Here is a 19,542-nt window from a genome sequence, read left to right as displayed (position 1 = left end):
TTCAACAGCGTGCAACAGGTAAAAAATTACTGTCACTCCTTTGATTAATCCTGCATGTAAAATCCCGCTCTACCGCTCCATTACTCCATCCGAAACGAACCGTATTATGAACCCAATCAAGGAGCAATCCCGCTTCTTATCCATGCTTCTTCCTTATCATAGAAGGAAAGCACATCATGCAGGGGAGATGAAATACTTCCTCGCGGATCATCAACTCATATGGCGAGCGGATGCGACAAAGTCCGCTATGCATTACAATCAGTGTCGCTTCCTGCAGACTGCCTGCCTTCCATATCCACTTCATAATACTCCCCGTGCGCGCAGCCCGCGCGTCTCTCCGGCTGGCCAGGTATCAGGGCTGATCGACACCATACGATTGCATACTATCTCTTCCGATTCAATCCCTCAGCAAACACAGCAGCATAAGGCATGGCCTGCAGCGACGCACGCAAAAAAAGCCAATTCTCTGTCAGAGAATTGGCCTCTGCATACTATTATGAATTGCTGCGATCACGCATATGCGGGAAGAGCAGCACGTCGCGAATAGACGGCGCATTGGTCAGAAGCATCACGAGCCGGTCAACGCCGATGCCCAGTCCGCCTGTAGGCGGCAAGCCATATTCCAGCGCTCGGATAAAGTCGTCATCCATGTCATGCGCTTCATCGTTGCCGTGTTCACGCTCTTCCAGCTGCGCTTCAAAGCGTTGGCGCTGATCGATTGGATCATTAAGCTCTGTGAAGGCATTTGCATGCTCGCGCGCTACGATGAACAGCTCGAACCGATCCGTAAAGCGCGGATCTTGATCATTTTTCTTGGCGAGCGGCGAAATTTCAACCGGGTGTCCCATAACGAACGTCGGTTGAATGAGCGTCTCTTCAACGAATTGCTCGAAGAATGCATTCAAAATGTGTCCGAAAGTAAAGTGCGGCTCAACCGCAACCTTATGTTCCTTCGCCAGACGATGCGCTTCTTCGTCCGTCATTTGTACGGAGAAGTCGACACCTGTCGCTTCTTTTACCGCATCAACCATAGTAACGCGGCGCCATGCAGGCGTAAGATCCACCTCATGATCTTGATATTGAATTTTCGTCGTGCCAAGAACCTCTTTTGCAATATGCGCAATCATGTTCTCGGTCAGATTCATGATATCTTCGTAATCGGCATACGCCTCATACAACTCGATCATCGTGAATTCCGGATTATGGCGGGTCGAGATGCCTTCATTCCGGTATACGCGGCCGATTTCGTATACTTTCTCCAGGCCGCCCACGATAAGCCGCTTCAAATGCAGCTCGATAGCGATACGCATGTATAGCTTCATATCCAGCGCATTATGGTGTGTAACGAACGGACGGGCTGCCGCACCGCCTGCAATCGCATGCAGTGTCGGCGTTTCGACTTCCAAGTAGCCCAGCGAATCCAAATACCGCCGCATCGCTTGAATAATACGCGAACGCGCAATGAACGTCTGCTGCACTTCCGGATTCATGATCAAATCGACGTAACGCTGGCGGTAGCGCAGCTCGACGTCCTTCAGACCGTGATATTTCTCTGGCAGCGGATAGAGCGACTTCGACAGCACTTCAAGCTCGAGCACCTTGATTGTCGTTTCGCCCGTCTTCGTCTTGAAGACAATACCGCGGACACCGATAATGTCGCCGAGATCAAGCATGCTGAATGCTTCGAATTTCGGTTCAGGCACCGTATCTTGACGCACGTAAATTTGAATGCGGCCCGTCAGATCCTGGATGTGGGCAAAGCTTGCTTTCCCCATGCCGCGCTTCGCCATAATGCGGCCCGCCAGGCTCACTTCCGCGCCCGCTTCATCCAGCTCTTCCTTCGTCATGTCATTATACTTGTCCAGTACTGCTGTGGCCGTATGTGTGCGGCTATACTTCTTACCGAACGGGTCAATGCCTAATTTGCGCAGCTCGTCCAATTTGTTACGGCGAATTTGCAACAATTCGCTTAATTCGGTTTCTTGGTTGACGACGTCCGTCATAACGTTCCACTCCTTCTTATGCATGCGTTCATTGCTTCATGCTGAACGATCTCCAATAGATTATAGCGAGCATAAATGATCAACCTTTATGATTTTCATTTCCATTTTCAAATTTTTTCATGAAAATTTCTCACTCGCACACAAGCAGCAACAGGCTGCTCCTGCTTCCTTATCGAGAAAAAAGCTTCCTTTTGGAAGCTTTCATCCACTTGTGCCTGTCCTTCGCCGTTCACTGCGCATTTGACGCAAATCTTTGCTACTGGCGCTTAATGTCAATGATTTTGTATTGAATCACGCCCGCAGGTACGTTAACGTCTACGACCGTGCCTTTGATCTTGCCTAAAATAGCCTTGCCCACTGGGCTTTCATTCGAAATCCGATTTTGCAGCGGATCCGATTCCGCTGTGCCGACAATTGTGTACTCCATCGTGTCGCCGAACTCCACATCTTCCACGATAACCGTAGAACCAATGCTCACCGTATCCGTATCAATCTCATCGTTGTTAATGATGCGCGCGTTGCGAAGCATTTTTTCCAATGTAATGATACGACCTTCTATGAATGCTTGTTCGTTCTTCGCATCTTCGTATTCGGAGTTCTCGCTGATGTCGCCGTAGCCGATCGCTACTTTAATTCGCTCTGCCACTTCACGACGTTTTACGGATTTGAGATTTTCAAGCTCTTCCTCCAGCTTCTTCAGACCGTCCTGGGTCAGAATGACTTCTTTATCGCTCATCTTACCGATTCTCCTGTCATGATCAATATTTTCGCACTCCGGCCTCCGGGCCGCCTGACAGCGATCACTTCCGATGCAGCCGATGCGAATACCTTATTTCATCATATGGCGTCTTTACCACATGATGACTTCTTTACTTGCTTGTTCATCGATTGAAATTGTTGCTTAAACATGCCAAGGCCCGAGGCGAATTTTCTATTGTTGAATTATATGGGATGGATTAGTAAAAGTCAATGAGACGGCACACGCGTTTGAAAACGCTTCGATAAGTCCCGCTTCAACGATTGTTCAATCATGTTCCCATTGTCTCTCGACTTCCCGATTGACGAATTGGCTTTTTACCAAAATCGAGCAGGACACGTATGTGTCCTGCCTGTAATCGTCGACAAGTATGAAGACGCGCTGTCCTGTTATATCGCGTTCGCTTGCTCCTCCACCTGTGCCACGTAATCCTCCAGCATGCGGACCATTTCGTCACGGCGCGTTTCTTCCATAATAGCATCCTTAACGCGCGCGGCGCTAGGCAATCCTTTCAAATACCATGCCAAATGCTTCCGCATCTCCTTCACTGCCACCTTTTCGCCCTTCAAAGCGATTAAGCGATCCATGTGTACGATCGCAATGCGCACCTTCTCCCCCGGAGACGGATCTGGCGGCAATGTTCCATTGGACAAGTATTCCACCGTGCGATACAGCATCCATGGATTGCCAAGCGCTCCACGGCCAATCATGACGCCGTCGCAGCCTGTCTCCTCAAGCATCCGCTTCGCGTCTTCAGGCGAGAATACGTCCCCGTTCCCGATTACGGGAATCGAGACCGCTTCCTTTACTTGGCGAATAAAGCTCCAATCAGCCTGACCGGTGTACAGCTGCTCGCGCGTCCGTCCATGAACGCTGACCGCTTGCCCGCCGGCCCGCTCGACCGCCTTCGCATTTTCAACGACATAAATATGCTCATCGTCCCAGCCTATGCGCATTTTTACGGTAACAGGCTTCTCGACCGCCTCGACAACTGCCGACACCATTTCATAAATTTTGTTCGGATCCAAGAGCCAGCGCGCTCCGGCGTCGCATTTTGTCACCTTAGGCACCGGACATCCCATATTAATGTCGATGATATCGGCATTGGAATCTTTATCGACAATCTTGGCTGCCTCCACCAGGGACTTGCGATCGCCGCCGAAGATTTGCAGACTAAGCGGCTTCTCCCGATCGTCTACATAGAGCATCTCCCGCGTGCGTTCGTTGCCGTGAACGAGCGCTTTATCACTTACCATTTCAGCGCAGACGAGGCCGCAGCCGAACTCCTTCGCAATCAAGCGGAAAGCCGGGTTACAGACGCCGGCCATCGGAGCGAGTACGACCTGATTTTTCATTTCGATGTTTGCAATTTTCAGCATCTCGGCCACACTCCTTTCTCTCACTGATCTATTTCAACACGTGCCATTGGGTGCTGTTGCATGTGTATAACGGTTGCCAAAGTTCCATTTTACAAGATGGAGGGTAGCGTGGCTAGTTCATCCTTTGAAATATTTAATTCTCGGGAAATTTTGATGATGGTCCGTTCGTCAATTTCGCGATGTCCCCGTTCCATCTCCCCGAGCACGGAGACGGAGATGCGCACGCGATCGGCCAACTGCTGCTGCGTCAGTCCCCTGAGCTTGCGGAAGGCGCGGATTCGCTTGGCCAGCTGCTTCGTTTCCACTTCCGAATCCCTTCCTTTCCATCCAGTGTTCCCAAGGCTTGGTGAACGAATGCGTGCAATTGCGTATCGGATTCGGGCACGATATCGGCAAGCGGCACCATGACGAATAGACGCTCGCCCATCCGCGGGTGAGGCAACGTCAAATCGGGCGTATTCACCTTGGAGCCTTCCACCCAGAGCAAATCCAAATCAATGACGCGCGGACCATTGCGAATATTGCGCACCCGGCCAAGCCGCTTCTCAATATCGAGCATCACCTGCAGCAATGCCTCCGCATCAAGCGAAGTTGCCAAACAAGCGGTCATATTCAAAAATTCCGGCTGATCCTCATATCCCACCGGATCGGTCTCGTAAATATCCGAGCAGGCCGCAACCTTAATGTAATTATGGCGATCAAGCTCAGTCAACGCTGCGTGCAGCGAGCGTTCGCGCTCGCCGATATTTGCCCCAAGCGCAATATAGGCGGTTACGGGACCTGCGTCAGCCCCTGTTACACAAATCGACGCGTTTTGCCCTTTTTCTCGATCCATCGTTACGCCCCGCTTTCATCAACGTGCCGTTCATCCCGGTCCCGCACACGCGTCATTTCAACGGTCAAGCCTTGAAAATGAATGTCCAACGGAGGATGCGGCTTCGTCACGCGCACTGTAGCTTCGTTGATTTTTGGATAAGCCTCAAGGAGCGCCGCCGCAATCCGCTCCGTCAACGCCTCCACCAGTTGAAACGATTGTCCTTCGACTATCGATTTAACCAAATAGAAAATATCCGCATAATTGACCGAATCGCTTAAATCGTCCGTTACCCCTGCTTGACGCAAGTCTATCTGCAAGTCCAAATCGACATACCAGAGCTGCCCTAAAGCGCGTTCCTCCTGAAACACTCCGTGCCGGCCGAAAAACTCCATGCGATGAAGCTGCATGCGATCATATCCTGCCACTTTCGTCTTAATCATGGTTAGTAGCTCCTTCCTTTCAGGATGAACCGAACAGGTCTGCCGGCTAATACGGCTTTACCGCGGGTATAGCATCGCATCGCACATGCGTGCCGTTCGTACGTTGGCTTGAATATCGTGAACACGGACAATTTGACAGCCCTGTGCAATGCCAAGCGCCGTAGTGGCAGCCGTTCCCTCGGCCAATTCGCCCACAGGAAGCTCAAGCGTATCACGGATGAACCGTTTGCGGGAAGCAGCCAACAGCACGGGATATCCAAGCTCCCCAAGTTCATCCAGATGATGCATGAGCGTCAGGTTATCCTCGCGGTCCTTCGCAAATCCGATGCCGGGATCGAGCCAGATGTTCTCTGCCTTAACCCCTGCCGCCTTCGCAATGGCTGCACTCTCGAGCAGATCGCGCTTCACATCCTGCACGAAATCATCGTACTGCCTCTCCGGACGGTTGTGCATCAATATGATCGGACACTCATAATGTGCAGCCACATGCGCCATTTGCTGATCCTTTTTACAGCCCCAAATATCGTTCAATATATGTGCGCCCGCTTCTAATGCCCGGCGACCCACTTCGGCCTTGTACGTATCCACCGAAATCGGAATATGCGGCATTTCCGCATGCAGGGCCTCAATGACTGGAATAATCCGTATTAACTCTTCTTCCGCTCCTACCGGTTCATAGCCAGGGCGTGTCGACTCTCCGCCTATATCGATTATGTCCGCGCCTTGCGCCACCATTTCCCGCACATGGACAATGGCGCGATCGACCTCGTTGTAACGCCCCCCGTCGGAAAAGGAGTCCGGCGTTACATTCAGAATACCCATCACAAGCGTGCGGCTGCCCAATGACAGGGAACAACTGCCCCACTGATAGGTGCGCTGCCGAAATGTCGGTTGCAGCATGCTTCATTCATCTCCTCTATTCTCGCTGATGTTCATCCATGCGCCAGAAACGTTCCCCTCACTGCGCGGCTGCTGCCGCTGCACGATACAGTTGCAGCAGCTTGGCCGTAAATGAACCGATTCGTCCCAGACCCACTTGTACCGGCTCCCCGTCCGTCCCCCATAAGGAAGTAATCGGAACCAGTTCCTGTACGGATGTCGTAATAAAAACTTCCTCCGCCTGCATCAGATCATCCCACGTATACAATCCCTCCTCGGGGTGTAGTCCGCAAGCTGGCGCCAATTCCAATACAAATCTCCGTGTAATGCCAGGCAAGATGCCTGCTTCGATAGCAGGAGTGCACAACCGATCTCCCGCAATAAAGAACAGGTTGCTTGCGATACCCTCGGCCAGCTTGCCGTCTGCGGTCAGCATAAGCCCTTCCGCCCCTTGTCCGGCGGAACGGCAGCTCGTTAGCTCGCGCTTCGCCACAATATTGTTCATGTAATGGCCTGATTTATAGCGGATGGCCGCTTCAGGGGAATTCCGTCTCGTCTGGAGCAGTTGCAACGGTTTACCATTGCCATACACCATGTCCGGCATTAACGGCAGCGGCTTGGTCAGCACCAAGGTCAGTGGCGCCGTGTAAGCGCCGGCAGGCAGGCCGAAGCCGTTCTCACCCGCGCTCACTGTATACCGAATATAAGCCTCCTTCAGTCCGTTAGCCGCCATCACCTCGCCGATATGCCGTTCGGCCTGAGCGGCATCCAATGTATATCGAATCCCTAACGTGCCGCATGCCTCTGCCAATCGCCTCAAGTGACGCTCTAATAAAAAGGGGCGTCCGTCATACGTACGCATTGTCTCAAACAAGGTCATTCCGTACAAAAAGCCGTGGTCCATGACAGGAACCGCGGCTTGTTCGCTCGATACTAACCTCCCGTTCCACCCAACGACTTTCATCTTATACGCCTGCTTTCACGTTCAGAAAATTACGCAGCATCTGATGTCCGTGGTCAGTTATGATGGACTCCGGGTGAAACTGGACACCTTCGATAGGATAGTTCTTATGGCGTAAACCCATGATTTCTCCTTCAGCCGTTTCTGCGGTGATTTCCAAGCAATCCGGCAACGACTCGCGCTCTACGATAAGCGAATGGTAGCGTGTCGCCGTAAACGGATTAGGCAAACCGGCGAACACCGATTGTCCTTCATGCTGAATGGGAGAGGTCTTGCCGTGCATCAGCCGCTCGGCGCGGATTACTTTGCCGCCGAAAGCCTGTCCGATCGCTTGATGTCCGAGACATACGCCCAAGATAGGCAATTTGCCTTTGAAATGCTCAATGACGTCAAGCGTAATTCCGGCCTCATTCGGGGTGCACGGTCCTGGAGACAACAGCAAATGATCCGGCTTAAGCTGTTCAATTCCCTCGATATCAATTTCGTCGTTGCGAAACACTTGCACATCTTCGCCTAGCTCCCCTAAATATTGCACCAAGTTATACGTAAATGAATCATAGTTATCAATGACCACTATCATCTTGCATTCATCCTCCCCACAGCATCGGCATTATATTTCTTTTTCCGGTTCATTGGAAGCGGCAACCGCCTTTACCGTCCGGGTCCGCTCTTTCACATCGCGTTCGCTCATTTGTACGGCCTTCCATAACGCCTTCGCTTTATTCAGGCTTTCCGCATATTCCCGTTCCGGATCCGAGTCGATAACGATACCGGCTCCGGCCTGGATATGTCCAACGCCATCCTTCAGCGTCAATGTACGAATAATAATATTTAATTCCATATCGCCGTTATAGTCAATCCAACCGAACGAGCCGGTATATGGGCCGCGCCGGACAGGCTCCAGTTCCTCGATAATCTCCATCGTGCGAACTTTCGGCGCTCCCGTAATCGTCCCTCCGGGGAAGGTGGCGCGAATGACATCGATCGCATCCTTGCCAGCAGCCAATGCCCCTTTTACTTCAGACACCAAATGCATGACATGCGAGTAATACTCGATAACCATGAGCTCATCTACTCGCACTGAACCATACTGCGATATACGCCCCAGGTCGTTACGCACCAAATCCACGAGCATAATATGCTCCGCCCGCTCCTTTTCATTGGTGATAAGCTCTTCGGCCATAAACGCATCCTCTTCCGGAGTATGCCCCCTGCGCCGCGTTCCGGCGATCGGCCGGGCACTCACTTCGCCTTGCTCTGCACGCACGAGCAGTTCAGGCGAACAAGAGACAAGCTGGAACTCGGGGAACCGCAGCAGTCCCATATACGGCGATGGGTTCAACTCGCGGATCCATTCATACAAGCGCTCCGCCGATTCATTGATTTTACGCATTTGGCGCATCGACAAGTTCACTTGAAACACGTCGCCCTGGCTAATATAATTCTGAATTTTGCGGACCGCTTCCTTGAATCGCTCCTTGGGGAACGCTGTTTCAACCCCGTCGAACGCTTCGATATCGATCGACATGCCTTCCTCTAATGCCTGCCGGCGCCGGATCGCTTCCGCGTGCATTTCCTCCTGCTGGCATACCTGCCGCCAATCGTCCCATTGACCCTTCATTGCCTGTGCGCGCTGCTCAGCCGCTGCGTATCGCGCAGATAACGCTCCATCGGTTTCTGTCGTCATGACCGCACAATAGAGACAATGAACCTGTTGATCCACGATCCACAGTTCGTTCATTTGCATAAATATATAATCCGGCAAATCCAAATCATCGTCGGCAAGTAGAGGCAGCCGCTCTATCGAACGCGCAACATCGTAGCTCAAATACCCGACACAGCCGCCCGTAAATTTAGGGAGCTCTTGTATGCGCGGGGCGCGATATGGCGCCATCCATTGCTGAATCAGCTCAAGCGGTTCCCCTTGGCGCGATTGCGTCGGCTGATGAGGCTCCGATACCGAGGCTTTCCGGCCTTTACCTGATATAACCGAAGCGGCACTCAAGCCCAAGAACGTATATCTTCCGCCCTTTCCGCTCTCCAATACGAAAGCATGCTCGCCCGCCCCTTCCCATGCGGGCAACCAGGAAGGAATGCGCGCCTGCGCAGCCGGAAGCTCGAACTTAAGCACGTAAGGAAGAACCGTATAGCCTTCCTTCGCAAAGCGATGCCAATGTTCAAGCGTGACCGCTGCCTGCCCTTTCTCAACAGTTGCTTGCTCCACTAATTCACCCCACCAAAAAAATGTCCTTCAAGTCCGTGTCCGAAAAGTCGCTTCTTTATCTTATTTCTTAACAAATAGTATAGTCAAAGACGGGACATAAGAAAAGGCCGCTTGCTGTAAGATAATGTAATGTTGTTCGGCTTTTGAAATGGCGCAATCTGTGCAGGCGAAATGGGAAGCCGCGCGCTTTGAGGCAACCTTTCCTTAATCTTAAAAACCCCCTCACTTCATAGCCTGCAAAGCGAACGCCGTTCGCCCTGCCGCCCGTGACATGAGGGGGAGGTCAAGTATGTTTGGTTAAGAGGAGCAAGCACGTTTAGTTCTCGAAGTTGAACAGCGGCGTGCTCAAGTATCTTTCGCCATTGCTCGGTACAACCGCAATAACACGTTTGCCTTCGCCTAACTCACGCGCGACCTGCAGCGCGGCATAAATGGCGGCACCTGAGGAAATTCCGCATAAAATGCCTTCTTCCTTAGCCACATGGCGGGCAATGTCGAAAGCATCGTCATTTTCAACCGGAATAATCTGGTCATAAATCTCCCGATTCAGTATGTCGGGAACGAAGTTCGCGCCAATACCTTGAATCTTATGCGCTCCTGGCTTGCCTCCCGACAAGATCGGTGAAGCTGCCGGCTCTACCGCTACGATGCGGATGTCAGGAAAATGGCTCTTCAGCACTTCGCCTGTACCGGATATCGTTCCGCCGGTACCGATACCGGCTACAAAAGCATCCAGCTTACCGTCGTACGCTTGTATCGCTTCGACTATTTCTGGCCCAGTCGTCTCACGGTGAATCTTCACGTTCGCTTGGTTCTTGAATTGCTGCGGGATGAAATAAGAAGGATTCTCCTCCGCCATCTCCTCCGCTTTGCGCACCGCTCCGTTCATCCCTTCCGAGCCTGGGGTCAGGACAAGCTCGGCTCCGTATGCCCGGAGCAAATTGCGGCGTTCAAGGCTCATCGTCTCCGGCATGACAAGAATCGCCTTGTATCCTTTGGCAGCCGCTACCATGGCCAGACCGATGCCGGTATTGCCGCTTGTCGGCTCCACAATCGTATCGCCCGGTTTTAAACGGCCTTCCTGCTCAGCTACCTCAATCATACTAATGGCAATCCGGTCTTTGACGCTTGCTCCCGGATTCTGATATTCCAACTTGACATAGATCTCCGCGCTGCCTTCAGGCACAATACGGTTCAGACGCACCAGCGGGGTATCCCCAATCAATTCAGTGACACTATTGACGATTCTTGGCATATCGAAGCCCTCCCATGGATTGCATTAACATTCATTTCCGACTATTTCACTTGGTTTTATTACATCTTAGCAATCCACAAGCCAGATGTCAAGAGCGCGCCAGAAATATGTTCCATTCTATTGTGTGCCGTATATCGGTAAAATACATCCATCTTGCCGTCCCTACAAAACACAGCAGCGTCCAAATAAAAAAGGGATATTCGCAAGAACAGGCATCTCCCTCGCTCTTGCGATTATCCCTTCATTATCCATGTTGTTCGGCGAATGCCGTATCCTTGATTGCCGCATTGTACTTTTTTCGCAGCGCCTCTTCCCAGTCCGTTAAAGGCGGCGTCTTCGACAGGGCTAAGTCCTTGCGCACCCGGCTTCGAAGCGCCTTGCGTTCTTCCGGTTCGACTTCTTTTTTTCCGTTCAGCATTACGATAGCGTATCCATCTTTCACTTGGATTGGTTCCGATATTTCACCTACTGACATTTGGGTAGCCGCATTCAATTCAGCTTTGTTTATGAAAGGATCATCTTCATCAATCCAGCCAAGCCGTCCGCCTTGGTGGGCGGTAAATTCATCGCGGGAAAGCTGCTTGGCAAGTTCAGTAAAGGTTTCGTCCTGCAGGACCCGCTTCAAAATGTCATTGGCCTCCCACTCGGTCGGAACCACAATGTGGGCGATGTCGTATGACGCAACCGGTTCATATACATCACGATGCTGCTCAAGATATTTTTCGACTTCTTCCTCCGTCACCTCTATCTCGTTAGTCGCAATCTTCTCCATCAGAAGCCGGTTGTGCAAATCCTTCCTCAGCTGCTCGGGACTCATGCCGAGCTGCTCCTGCATAGCCTGAAAATAAGCCTCGTCATCATCATACCCTCTCATCTGCTGCTTCAGCTCCCACTCCACTTCTTCCTGGGTGACTTTGATTCCGAGCGAGTTCGCTTCTTTCTCCGCCGCTTTGGACGTCAGTATTTGCTCCAGCACCATAGCCCCGTACTGACGCCTCAATTCATCGTTCCATTCCGCTCGCGTCACCTGCTCATCGCCTATTGTTGCAACAACTGACGAGGATTCAGGGGGAAGTGTTGCACCATGATCTTCTGCCGCTGTGTCGAGCCGAAAGATAAGGATGCCTGCGAGTATGATGATGCAGGTAAATAAAATAATGATGCAGCCCCATAAGCTTTTGACTTCTTTCGTCATATCGCTTGCTTCCCTTATCCCATATTTCCGTTCAAACGTGCGCTAGTTCTTCATTTGTTCTACCAGTTCCACTAATTCATCATGGTTGAAATGATACGCTTCATTACAGAAATGGCACACGATTTCTGCCTTTTTGTCTTCTTCAATGATAGCATTCAATTCATCTGTGCCAAGACTGATAAGCGTCTTCTCCACCCGCTCTCTGGAGCATTGGCAGCGAAAGACGATTGGCATGGAGTCCATCACTTGGACGTCATCGACAATCCACGTCACCAATTCTTCAAGCTCCAGACCTTGATCCAACAGCGCAGTAATCGGTGGAAGCACGCTGAGCGACTGTTCAATTTTGTTGATTTCTTCATCCGTTAATCCAGGCAGCAATTGAATGATGAAGCCTCCTGCATGAAGGACAGAAGAGTCTGCATCGACCAGCACTCCTAATCCGACTGCCGATGGCGTCTGTTCGGATGTTGCGAAATAATAGGTGAAATCTTCGCCAAGCTCTCCAGAGATGATAGGCGAGCTGCCGCGATAAGGCTCTTTCAATCCCAAATCCTTAATGACATGGATAAAGCCATCCCGGCCAACCGCTCCGGCGACATCGAGCTTGCCTTGCGCATTGCTCGCCAGATGAACCTGCGGATGCGTTACGTACCCGCGAACCTCGCCGTGCGCATTCGCATCGGCTACGATTTGCCCGATCGGTCCATCGCCTTTGACTTGTACCGTAAGCTTCTCTTCTCCCTTCAGCATCGCACCCATCATCGCGGCGGCAGTAACCGTGCGGCCAAGAGCTGCGGTTGCGGTGGGGTAAGTGCCATGGCGGCGCTGCAATTCATCCACTAATTGCGTCGTGCGAACGGCAAAAATACGGACTTTCCCTCCGAGCGCCATGCCGCGGATAAGTTTATCCTGCTGTTTATTCTGCTCCTGTGCATGTTGTTCATTGCTTTCTACCATGGAATCCTCCTGCGCTACATATTTTCAGACGTGTGGCCATATCGTGGTTAACATTTATTTCGGCTATAGATGAGTCGCAATCCCTCCAACGTAAGCAGCGGATTCACCGTATCGATCGTGCGCGATTCGCTGGCAATCAATTCGGCGAGCCCGCCAGTCGCGATGACTTTAGGATGCGCCCCGAGCTCCGCCCGTATCCGGTCAATAATCCCGTCTACTTGGCCCGCATAACCGAAAATAATGCCCGCTTGCATCGATTGAACCGTATTCCGGCCAATGACCGACTTCGGCTTCGTCAGCTCAATACGAGGCAGCTTGGCGGCATGCTGGTACAACGCTTCCGTGGAAATACCTATGCCGGGGACAATGGAGCCTCCCAAATAGTTCCCTTTCATATCGATTACGTCAAACGTCGTAGCCGTGCCAAAATCGACCACGACCAACGGATCTTGTCCGCCATATTGCTCTATCGCTCCGACTGCGTTAACGATCCGATCCGCACCCACTTCGCGCGGATTCTCGTAGCGGATGTTAAGCCCTGTCTTTACGCCGGGGCCGACAACGATCGGCGTCTTATACAAGTAGGTCTCGCACAACTGTTCCAACGTATGCATAATCGGCGGTACGACGGAGGACATAATAACGCCTTCAATATCCTTGACCGATAATCCGGCTAAAGCAAACAAATTATGAATCATGACTCCGTACTCATCGGCGGTCGCCTGCCGGTTCGTTGACAAACGCCAATAATGAAGCAAGGTTTCCTGTTGATATACTCCTAGTACAATATTCGTGTTTCCAACATCGATGACGAATATCACGGCCAACTAACCCTCTTTCTTCGCATTCAAATCGAGACTGATGTCGAGCGCCGCAAAAGAGTACGTTAACGCTCCAACGGAAATGACATCGACACCGCTCAACGCTTTACCGCGAATCGTGTCCAGCGTGACCCCTCCCGATGCTTCAATCCGAATATGCGGCCCCTCCTCGCGGATGAGCTGTACCGCTGCTTTCATAGCCGCGTCGTCCATATTGTCGAGCATAATAATGTCCGCTCCAGCTTGAATCGCCTCGCGAACTTGTGCCAGCGATTCGGTCTCGACTTCAATCTTCATCGTATAAGGAATCTGATCGCGGGCCCGTTCAACAGCCGCCTGAATACCGCCTGCGCCCTTGATGTGATTGTCTTTGATCATCACCGCATCATAAAGGCCGAAGCGATGATTGAAGCCGCCTCCGACTCTCACTGCATATTTCTCCAACGCGCGATGCCCCGGCGTCGTCTTGCGCGTGTCAACGAGCTTGGCAGACAAGCCCTCGATCGCTTGTACGAAAGAGCTCGTCTTCGTCGCAATGCCTGACATCCGCTGCAGCAAGTTCAAAGCAAGCCGCTCTCCCATTAAAATGCTGTGCGTACTCCCTTCCACTTCGGCCAAAATCGTGCCGCGCTTGACAACGTCTCCGTCCGAAACCAAGGCCTTGAATTGCAATTCAGCATCCACGACCTCAAATACGGCTTCGGCAACCGGAAGTCCCGCAATGACGCCATCATCTTTTGCGTGAATTATCCCTTTAGACGTATGTCCGGCAGGGATCGTAAATGCAGTCGTGACATCTCCTGTCCCCAAGTCTTCCTCCAGCCATGCTTCGAGTTGGCGGCGCAAGGCCATTCGTTCCACGCTAAACATCGTTAATTCTCTCCTCCGTTATCCCGCGCTCGCGATGCACCAGCGTATGTTTGCGCCAGCATTCGTCGTCACGCTCCGGATAGTCTTCACGGGAATGCGCTCCGCGGCTTTCTTCTCGCCAAGAGGCCGATTCGGCTACAAGCATGGCGCAGGTAAGCAAGTTGGCAAATTCATACTCTTCCCGTTTGGTCAAATTCACATGAAAAATCGTGCATTGCCGCTTCAACTCGTCCAATCCTTTAGCCAGTCCATCCGCCTGACGGCGCAGCCCGGCGTAACGCACCATCACCTTCTGCAGCTTCAGCCGCCGTTCGACAACAGGCTGACACGAATGCTCCCGCCGTTCCGCTTGGTAATCCATGCGAGTCTCGGAAGGTATAAGCGGGGGAAGCTGGGAAATGTGATCGACGATGCGCCGGCCGAAGACGATAGCCTCTGACAATGAATTGCTCGCGAGGCGGTTCGCTCCATGGACTCCGGTAGAAGAAGTCTCTCCACAGGCGAACAGACGGCGAATGTTCGTTTCTCCGTTCAGGTCGGTCTTTATCCCGCCCATCATGTAATGCGCCGCCGGCGCTACCGGTATCCAATCGCACGTTAAATCCAAACCGTATTGCAGACAGGTTTCATAAATGGTAGGAAACCGGTGCTTAATCATCTCATCAGGTTCATGCGAAATATCCAAATAAACAAACGTCGATTTGGTAGCTTCCATCTCACTTAAGATGGCACGAGCAACAACGTCGCGCGGCGCAAGCTCCAATTGGTGATGATATTTCTCCATGAATCGTTCGCCTTTAATATTGCGAAGCACTGCTCCTTCACCCCGAACTGCTTCCGAGATAAGAAACCGCGGTGCACCCGGGTAGCAGAGTACCGTCGGATGGAATTGGATGAACTCCATATCTTGAACGTAGGCTCCCGCCCGGAACGCCATCGCGATGCCGTCCCCGGTTGCAACTTCCGGGTTGGTCGTATAACGATACAATTGACCCGTCCCTCCGGAGCATACCACAGTTGCCTTCCCGCTCACAAATACGCGCGCACCGCCAGGGCGCTGCACGATAACGCCGCGGCATTCCCCTCCTTCGGCGACTAAGTCAATCGCGAAGTGGTCATCCCATACCGTCACGTTGCGCAGTCCCTTTACTTTCTCGGCTAACGCTCGCACAATTTCGTAGCCGGTAGCATCTCCATTCGCATGCAGAATGCGCCGATGGCTATGCGCCCCTTCCTTAGTCAGCGCCAGAGCCCCGTTCTCCACATCGAATGCGGTTCCCATATTAATGAGCTCCTGCACGCCGGCAGGCCCTTCATGAACAAGCACGTTGACCGCTTCCTGCGAGCAGAGCCCCGCTCCTGCAACGAGCGTGTCTTGGCGATGATATGCAGGAGAATCGTCCTCTGCTATCACGGCCGCAATTCCTCCCTGCGCATAGCGCGTGTTGCTGTCAAAGAGGGATTTCTTCGTAATGATGAGCACGCGATGCCGCTCGCTTGCTTTAATGGCTGTATATAATCCCGCGATTCCTGCACCAATGATGATAACATCGGTATGTGTCTGCTCGATGTCATCAAGTGAAAAATCGATCAAATACGGTGGTATCATGCCCGTTCATCTCCTCAAATAGCCCTCGAAGGGGACTTTGTGAACAACCGCTTCTTGTTGATCAGAAGAGCAGCGCATGCTACTTCACTTGTAACATGCGCTCCAATGATAAACGTGCTTTCTCTGCAACATGCGGCGGCACGTAAATTTGCGGCTGCATCGTTTCGAGGCATTTCACGAGTTTTTTCAAGTTGTTCACTTTCATATTCGGGCAAACCAAAAACTTGGTTGCAAAATGGAACTGCTTATCCGGGCTGTCTTTACGCAGCTGATACCCCGTTCCATCTTCCGTGCCGATAATAAATTCCTTCGCATCGGAATGTTTGCAATATTCAAGAATGGCTGTCGTACTGCCTACAAAATCCCCCATTGCCACGACTTCCGGGCGACATTCCGGGTGAACGACGAACGGCGCATGCGGATATTTTGACTTCATCTCCACGACATCTTTCACCGTCAGCATATCATGCGTGTTGCAGTACCCTTCCCATATAATAAGCTCTTTGCCTGTCTTCTCTTGCACATAATGGCCCAGATTTTTATCGGGAACCCAAATAATCTCATCCGCGTCAAGCGATTCGATAACCTTAACGGCATTTGAGGACGTACAGCAAATATCCGTCTCTGCCTTAATCTCAGCAGAAGAGTTAATGTATGTTACAACTTTGGCATTCGGATGCTGCGCTTTCAGCTTACGCAATCCATCCACATTCACCATATCGGCCATCGGACAACCGGCACGTTCATCGGGGATAATGACGGTTTTGTTCGGTGCCAATATTTTGGCGCTCTCCCCCATAAAATGAACTCCACAAAATACGATAACTTCCGCGTCGGTCTCCGCTGCTTTTTGGGCTAACAGGAACGAATCGCCTCGAAAATCAGCCACTGCCTGAATTTCATCCCGCTGATAATAATGAGCAAGAATAATTGCATTGCGTTCCTGCTTCAGTTCCATTAACCGTTCGCGAAGTTCCCGTTGCTGCTCTTCCTTGCGTGCCAGCGCCAGTGCTTCTAACTGCACCTTCTCTTCACCCCTTGGCCTTGTCGTTAACACTTAATTTACACAACGCCTCACCCTGTGTCAATTCAATCTAGGAGGTTGTTAAAAAAGTCCCTCTTCATCTCGAAGCGTCCCAAGATAAAAAATAGAGTGCACATGAAATGTGCACTCTAGAATCGCCAGAATCAGCGAATGAGGGTATGGGCATATGTTGCAGTATCCATCTTAGTTATCATCTTTCTTATCATCTTTCTTCTCTTCTGTTGGAGCCGAAGGAGAAGAAGACGACTCATCAGATGGAGCCTCTTGTTGCGCTTCGGATGACGATGGTTCCTGCTTCTGCTCTTGCGTAGAAGAACTGTTCGCAGCATCGTCTGCCGGCTTCGTTGTACCGGAAGCGTCCCATTGTGTCGGGCCGAGCTTCTCCGGTTTGCCTACTACGTTCACCTTCACATCTCCTGTCGTTTCAATAACAGGAGCGGCATTGGACGAATCAGCCGAATCGGAGTTGCTCTCAAATGGAGCTTTGCTCAATTTGCCTTCTTCAATAAGCTCCTTGATTTGCTCAAGCTCAAGTGTTTCCACTTCAAGCAACGTCGTCGCAATCAAATTCACTTCGCGTGTATGCTTTGTCAAGAGCTGCTTCGCGCGTTCATAACAATCGTTCATAATGTTCTGCATCTCTTGGTCAATTTCGTAAGCAATAGCGTCGGAGTAATTCTGTTCGTGGCCCAAGTCACGGCCCAAGAACACTTCCCCTTGGCGATTACCGAACTGCATCGGTCCAAGCTTGTCGCTCATCCCGTATTCCATAATCATGCTGCGGACAATGCGCGTCGCTTGCTGGAAGTCACTGTACGCGCCTGTGCCTATTTCCCCGATAAACAGTTCTTCGGCAACGCGTCCGCCGAGCAAGCCAGTCACTTTGTCCAGCAGCTCCTGCTTCGTGACGAGCATACGGTCTTCCTTCGGCATCATGATGACGTATCCGCCCGCGCGTCCGCGTGGAATGATTGTTACCTTGTGGACCATATCGGCATGCTCCAAGAAGTATCCGATAATGGTATGTCCTGCTTCATGGAAAGCAACAATGCGCTTCTCGCGATCACTAATCATGCGGCTGCGTTTCTCCGTACCGACGATGACGCGGTCAATGGCTTCATCGACGTCCTGCATCGTAATATCCTTGTGATTCTTGCGTGCGGCAAGCAGCGCCGCTTCATTCAACAAGTTCTCCAAATCGGCGCCTGTAAATCCAGTCGTCCGCTTGGCGATCGTTCCGAGTCTTACGTCTTTGTTCAGCGGCTTGTTGCGCGCGTGAACTTTCAGTACCGCTTCGCGGCCCTTCAGATCTGGGCGATCCACCGTAATCTGGCGGTCAAAGCGGCCCGGACGCAGAAGCGCCGGATCGAGAATATCGGGACGGTTCGTCGCCGCGATAATGATGATGCCTTCGTTCGCTCCGAAGCCGTCCATCTCAACGAGCAATTGGTTGAGTGTCTGCTCCCGCTCGTCATGCCCGCCGCCAAGTCCGGCGCCGCGCTGACGTCCTACGGCATCGATTTCATCAATAAAGATAATGCAAGGCGCATTCTTTTTGGCATTTTCGAACAAGTCACGCACGCGTGACGCACCGACCCCGACGAACATTTCGACGAAGTCCGAGCCGGAAATGCTAAAGAAAGGCACTCCAGCTTCACCCGCTACCGCACGGGCAAGCAACGTCTTACCGGTACCCGGAGGACCGTTCAAGAGCACACCTTTCGGGATGCGCGCGCCGAGTGCGGCAAATTTGCGCGGATCTTTCAGGAACTCTACAACTTCCACCAATTCCTGCTTCTCTTCATCTGCGCCTGCCACGTCTTCAAAGGTGACGCGTTTCTTCTCTTCGTTATACAAGCGAGCGCGGCTCTTGCCGAAATTCATTGCCTTGCCGGCCCCGCCCTGAGCTTGATTAAAGAAGAAGAAGAACAGGACGAACATGATGATGAACGGAATAATGGAGGTTAAAAACGTAAGCCAGAGACTTTGTTCCTCCATTTTTTTCCAGTTAATTTTAAGCGATTGCTGGTTTTCCCCAGCGTTCATAATCTCTTGTACAGCCGGATTGCTATCCGGAATATACGTTACGAATTGCTGAGATTTCGCCCCTTCTGGAATCTTCTTATATTTACCGATGACCAAATATGCCCGACCTTCATATTGAATTGTCATTTCGTCTATATTGTTGGTCGTTAGCTCTTTCCGAAACTGGTCATATCTCGGGGTGTCCGTGGCTTCATTGCCGCTTCCGATAAATTGGACAATACCAACCACGACTAAAAAAAGAATCAGATAAAAACCAGAGTTCTTGATAAACCGATTCATCC

18 protein-coding genes are annotated in these 19,542 nt (G+C 51.6%); all 18 read right to left on the bottom strand.

The annotated features are described in order from the left end of the window. Nucleotides 1-494: 494 nt before the first annotated feature. Nucleotides 495-2,003: a lysine--tRNA ligase gene (gene lysS, locus JSQ80_RS11105; protein WP_087434363.1), complete on the bottom strand. Its 1,509-nt coding sequence runs from the start codon at nucleotides 2,001-2,003 to the stop codon at nucleotides 495-497. 256 nt (nucleotides 2,004-2,259) lie between these two features. Then, nucleotides 2,260-2,739, bottom strand: a complete 480-nt coding sequence (greA, locus tag JSQ80_RS11100) for a transcription elongation factor GreA (RefSeq protein WP_087434362.1) — start codon at nucleotides 2,737-2,739, stop codon at nucleotides 2,260-2,262. Between the two features lie 410 nt (nucleotides 2,740-3,149). Beyond that, on the bottom strand, nucleotides 3,150-4,139 hold the full coding sequence (dusB, locus tag JSQ80_RS11095; protein WP_206095338.1) for a tRNA dihydrouridine synthase DusB: 990 nt from the start codon (nucleotides 4,137-4,139) through the stop codon (nucleotides 3,150-3,152). A gap of 89 nt (nucleotides 4,140-4,228) precedes the next feature. Further along, nucleotides 4,229-4,444 carry a helix-turn-helix domain-containing protein gene (locus tag JSQ80_RS11090; RefSeq protein ID WP_176392866.1) on the bottom strand — a complete coding sequence of 72 codons (216 nt, stop codon included), beginning with the start codon at nucleotides 4,442-4,444 and terminating at the stop codon, nucleotides 4,229-4,231. Continuing rightward, complete coding sequence (gene folK, locus JSQ80_RS11085; RefSeq protein ID WP_206095337.1) at nucleotides 4,387-4,974, bottom strand: 2-amino-4-hydroxy-6-hydroxymethyldihydropteridine diphosphokinase; 588 nt, start codon at nucleotides 4,972-4,974, stop codon at nucleotides 4,387-4,389. The genes JSQ80_RS11090 and folK overlap by 58 nt, the downstream gene beginning before the upstream one ends. 2 nt (nucleotides 4,975-4,976) lie before the next feature. Next, nucleotides 4,977-5,396, bottom strand: a complete 420-nt coding sequence (gene folB, locus JSQ80_RS11080; RefSeq protein WP_206095336.1) for a dihydroneopterin aldolase — start codon at nucleotides 5,394-5,396, stop codon at nucleotides 4,977-4,979. A gap of 57 nt (nucleotides 5,397-5,453) precedes the next feature. Further along, nucleotides 5,454-6,296 (bottom strand): dihydropteroate synthase, encoded by an 843-nt coding sequence (gene folP / locus JSQ80_RS11075; protein WP_206095335.1) that lies wholly within the window; start codon nucleotides 6,294-6,296, stop codon nucleotides 5,454-5,456. A gap of 58 nt (nucleotides 6,297-6,354) precedes the next feature. Then, nucleotides 6,355-7,239 (bottom strand): aminotransferase class IV, encoded by an 885-nt coding sequence (locus tag JSQ80_RS11070; RefSeq protein WP_206095334.1) that lies wholly within the window; start codon nucleotides 7,237-7,239, stop codon nucleotides 6,355-6,357. Between the two features lies 1 nt (nucleotide 7,240). After that, complete coding sequence (pabA, locus tag JSQ80_RS11065; RefSeq protein WP_206095333.1) at nucleotides 7,241-7,816, bottom strand: aminodeoxychorismate/anthranilate synthase component II; 576 nt, start codon at nucleotides 7,814-7,816, stop codon at nucleotides 7,241-7,243. A 30-nt stretch (nucleotides 7,817-7,846) separates the two neighbouring features. Further along, nucleotides 7,847-9,460, bottom strand: a complete 1,614-nt coding sequence (locus tag JSQ80_RS11060) for a chorismate-binding protein (RefSeq protein WP_206095332.1) — start codon at nucleotides 9,458-9,460, stop codon at nucleotides 7,847-7,849. A 316-nt stretch (nucleotides 9,461-9,776) separates the two neighbouring features. Beyond that, nucleotides 9,777-10,715 carry a cysteine synthase A gene (gene cysK, locus JSQ80_RS11055; RefSeq protein ID WP_206095331.1) on the bottom strand — a complete coding sequence of 313 codons (939 nt, stop codon included), beginning with the start codon at nucleotides 10,713-10,715 and terminating at the stop codon, nucleotides 9,777-9,779. A gap of 244 nt (nucleotides 10,716-10,959) precedes the next feature. After that, nucleotides 10,960-11,910, bottom strand: a complete 951-nt coding sequence (locus tag JSQ80_RS11050) for a peptidylprolyl isomerase (protein WP_206095330.1) — start codon at nucleotides 11,908-11,910, stop codon at nucleotides 10,960-10,962. Between the two features lie 42 nt (nucleotides 11,911-11,952). Next, nucleotides 11,953-12,870, bottom strand: a complete 918-nt coding sequence (hslO, locus tag JSQ80_RS11045; protein WP_206095329.1) for an Hsp33 family molecular chaperone HslO — start codon at nucleotides 12,868-12,870, stop codon at nucleotides 11,953-11,955. A 47-nt stretch (nucleotides 12,871-12,917) separates the two neighbouring features. Beyond that, complete coding sequence (locus tag JSQ80_RS11040) at nucleotides 12,918-13,691, bottom strand: type III pantothenate kinase (protein WP_206097553.1); 774 nt, start codon at nucleotides 13,689-13,691, stop codon at nucleotides 12,918-12,920. A gap of 6 nt (nucleotides 13,692-13,697) precedes the next feature. Next, nucleotides 13,698-14,561, bottom strand: coding sequence for a carboxylating nicotinate-nucleotide diphosphorylase (gene nadC, locus JSQ80_RS11035; protein WP_206095328.1), 864 nt, complete (start codon nucleotides 14,559-14,561; stop codon nucleotides 13,698-13,700). Beyond that, nucleotides 14,554-16,170, bottom strand: coding sequence for an L-aspartate oxidase (gene nadB, locus JSQ80_RS11030; RefSeq protein WP_206095327.1), 1,617 nt, complete (start codon nucleotides 16,168-16,170; stop codon nucleotides 14,554-14,556). The genes nadC and nadB overlap by 8 nt, the downstream gene beginning before the upstream one ends. Nucleotides 16,171-16,249: 79 nt before the next feature. Beyond that, the gene (gene nadA, locus JSQ80_RS11025) at nucleotides 16,250-17,194 is read right to left on the bottom strand and encodes a quinolinate synthase NadA (RefSeq protein ID WP_087434349.1); all 945 of its coding nucleotides are present in this window, start codon (nucleotides 17,192-17,194) and stop codon (nucleotides 16,250-16,252) included. 204 nt (nucleotides 17,195-17,398) lie between these two features. Continuing rightward, nucleotides 17,399-19,540 carry an ATP-dependent zinc metalloprotease FtsH gene (gene ftsH, locus JSQ80_RS11020; RefSeq protein ID WP_206095326.1) on the bottom strand — a complete coding sequence of 714 codons (2,142 nt, stop codon included), beginning with the start codon at nucleotides 19,538-19,540 and terminating at the stop codon, nucleotides 17,399-17,401. Between the last annotated feature and the right edge of the window lie 2 nt (nucleotides 19,541-19,542).

Origin of the sequence: Paenibacillus apiarius (assembly GCF_017052585.1) — a bacterium.
Classification (GTDB): domain Bacteria; phylum Bacillota; class Bacilli; order Paenibacillales; family Paenibacillaceae; genus Paenibacillus_B; species Paenibacillus_B apiarius.
This window is presented reverse-complemented; position numbering and strand designations above follow the sequence as displayed.

What these genes read in the sequence shown, in the direction of transcription:
- hslO (WP_206095329.1), bottom strand. Translation starts at nt 12,870, where the DNA reads ATGGTAGAAAGCAATGAACAACATGCACAGGAGCAGAATAAACAGCAG.
- folB (WP_206095336.1), bottom strand. Translation starts at nt 5,396, where the DNA reads ATGATTAAGACGAAAGTGGCAGGATATGATCGCATGCAGCTTCATCGC.
- nadB (WP_206095327.1), bottom strand. Translation starts at nt 16,170, where the DNA reads ATGATACCACCGTATTTGATCGATTTTTCACTTGATGACATCGAGCAG.
- folP (WP_206095335.1), bottom strand. Translation starts at nt 6,296, where the DNA reads ATGCTGCAACCGACATTTCGGCAGCGCACCTATCAGTGGGGCAGTTGT.
- lysS (WP_087434363.1), bottom strand. Translation starts at nt 2,003, where the DNA reads ATGACGGACGTCGTCAACCAAGAAACCGAATTAAGCGAATTGTTGCAA.
- folK (WP_206095337.1), bottom strand. Translation starts at nt 4,974, where the DNA reads ATGGATCGAGAAAAAGGGCAAAACGCGTCGATTTGTGTAACAGGGGCT.
- JSQ80_RS11070 (WP_206095334.1), bottom strand. Translation starts at nt 7,239, where the DNA reads ATGAAAGTCGTTGGGTGGAACGGGAGGTTAGTATCGAGCGAACAAGCC.
- greA (WP_087434362.1), bottom strand. Translation starts at nt 2,739, where the DNA reads ATGAGCGATAAAGAAGTCATTCTGACCCAGGACGGTCTGAAGAAGCTG.
- pabA (WP_206095333.1), bottom strand. Translation starts at nt 7,816, where the DNA reads ATGATAGTGGTCATTGATAACTATGATTCATTTACGTATAACTTGGTG.
- nadC (WP_206095328.1), bottom strand. Translation starts at nt 14,561, where the DNA reads ATGTTTAGCGTGGAACGAATGGCCTTGCGCCGCCAACTCGAAGCATGG.
- ftsH (WP_206095326.1), bottom strand. Translation starts at nt 19,540, where the DNA reads ATGAATCGGTTTATCAAGAACTCTGGTTTTTATCTGATTCTTTTTTTA.
- dusB (WP_206095338.1), bottom strand. Translation starts at nt 4,139, where the DNA reads ATGCTGAAAATTGCAAACATCGAAATGAAAAATCAGGTCGTACTCGCT.
- JSQ80_RS11050 (WP_206095330.1), bottom strand. Translation starts at nt 11,910, where the DNA reads ATGACGAAAGAAGTCAAAAGCTTATGGGGCTGCATCATTATTTTATTT.
- cysK (WP_206095331.1), bottom strand. Translation starts at nt 10,715, where the DNA reads ATGCCAAGAATCGTCAATAGTGTCACTGAATTGATTGGGGATACCCCG.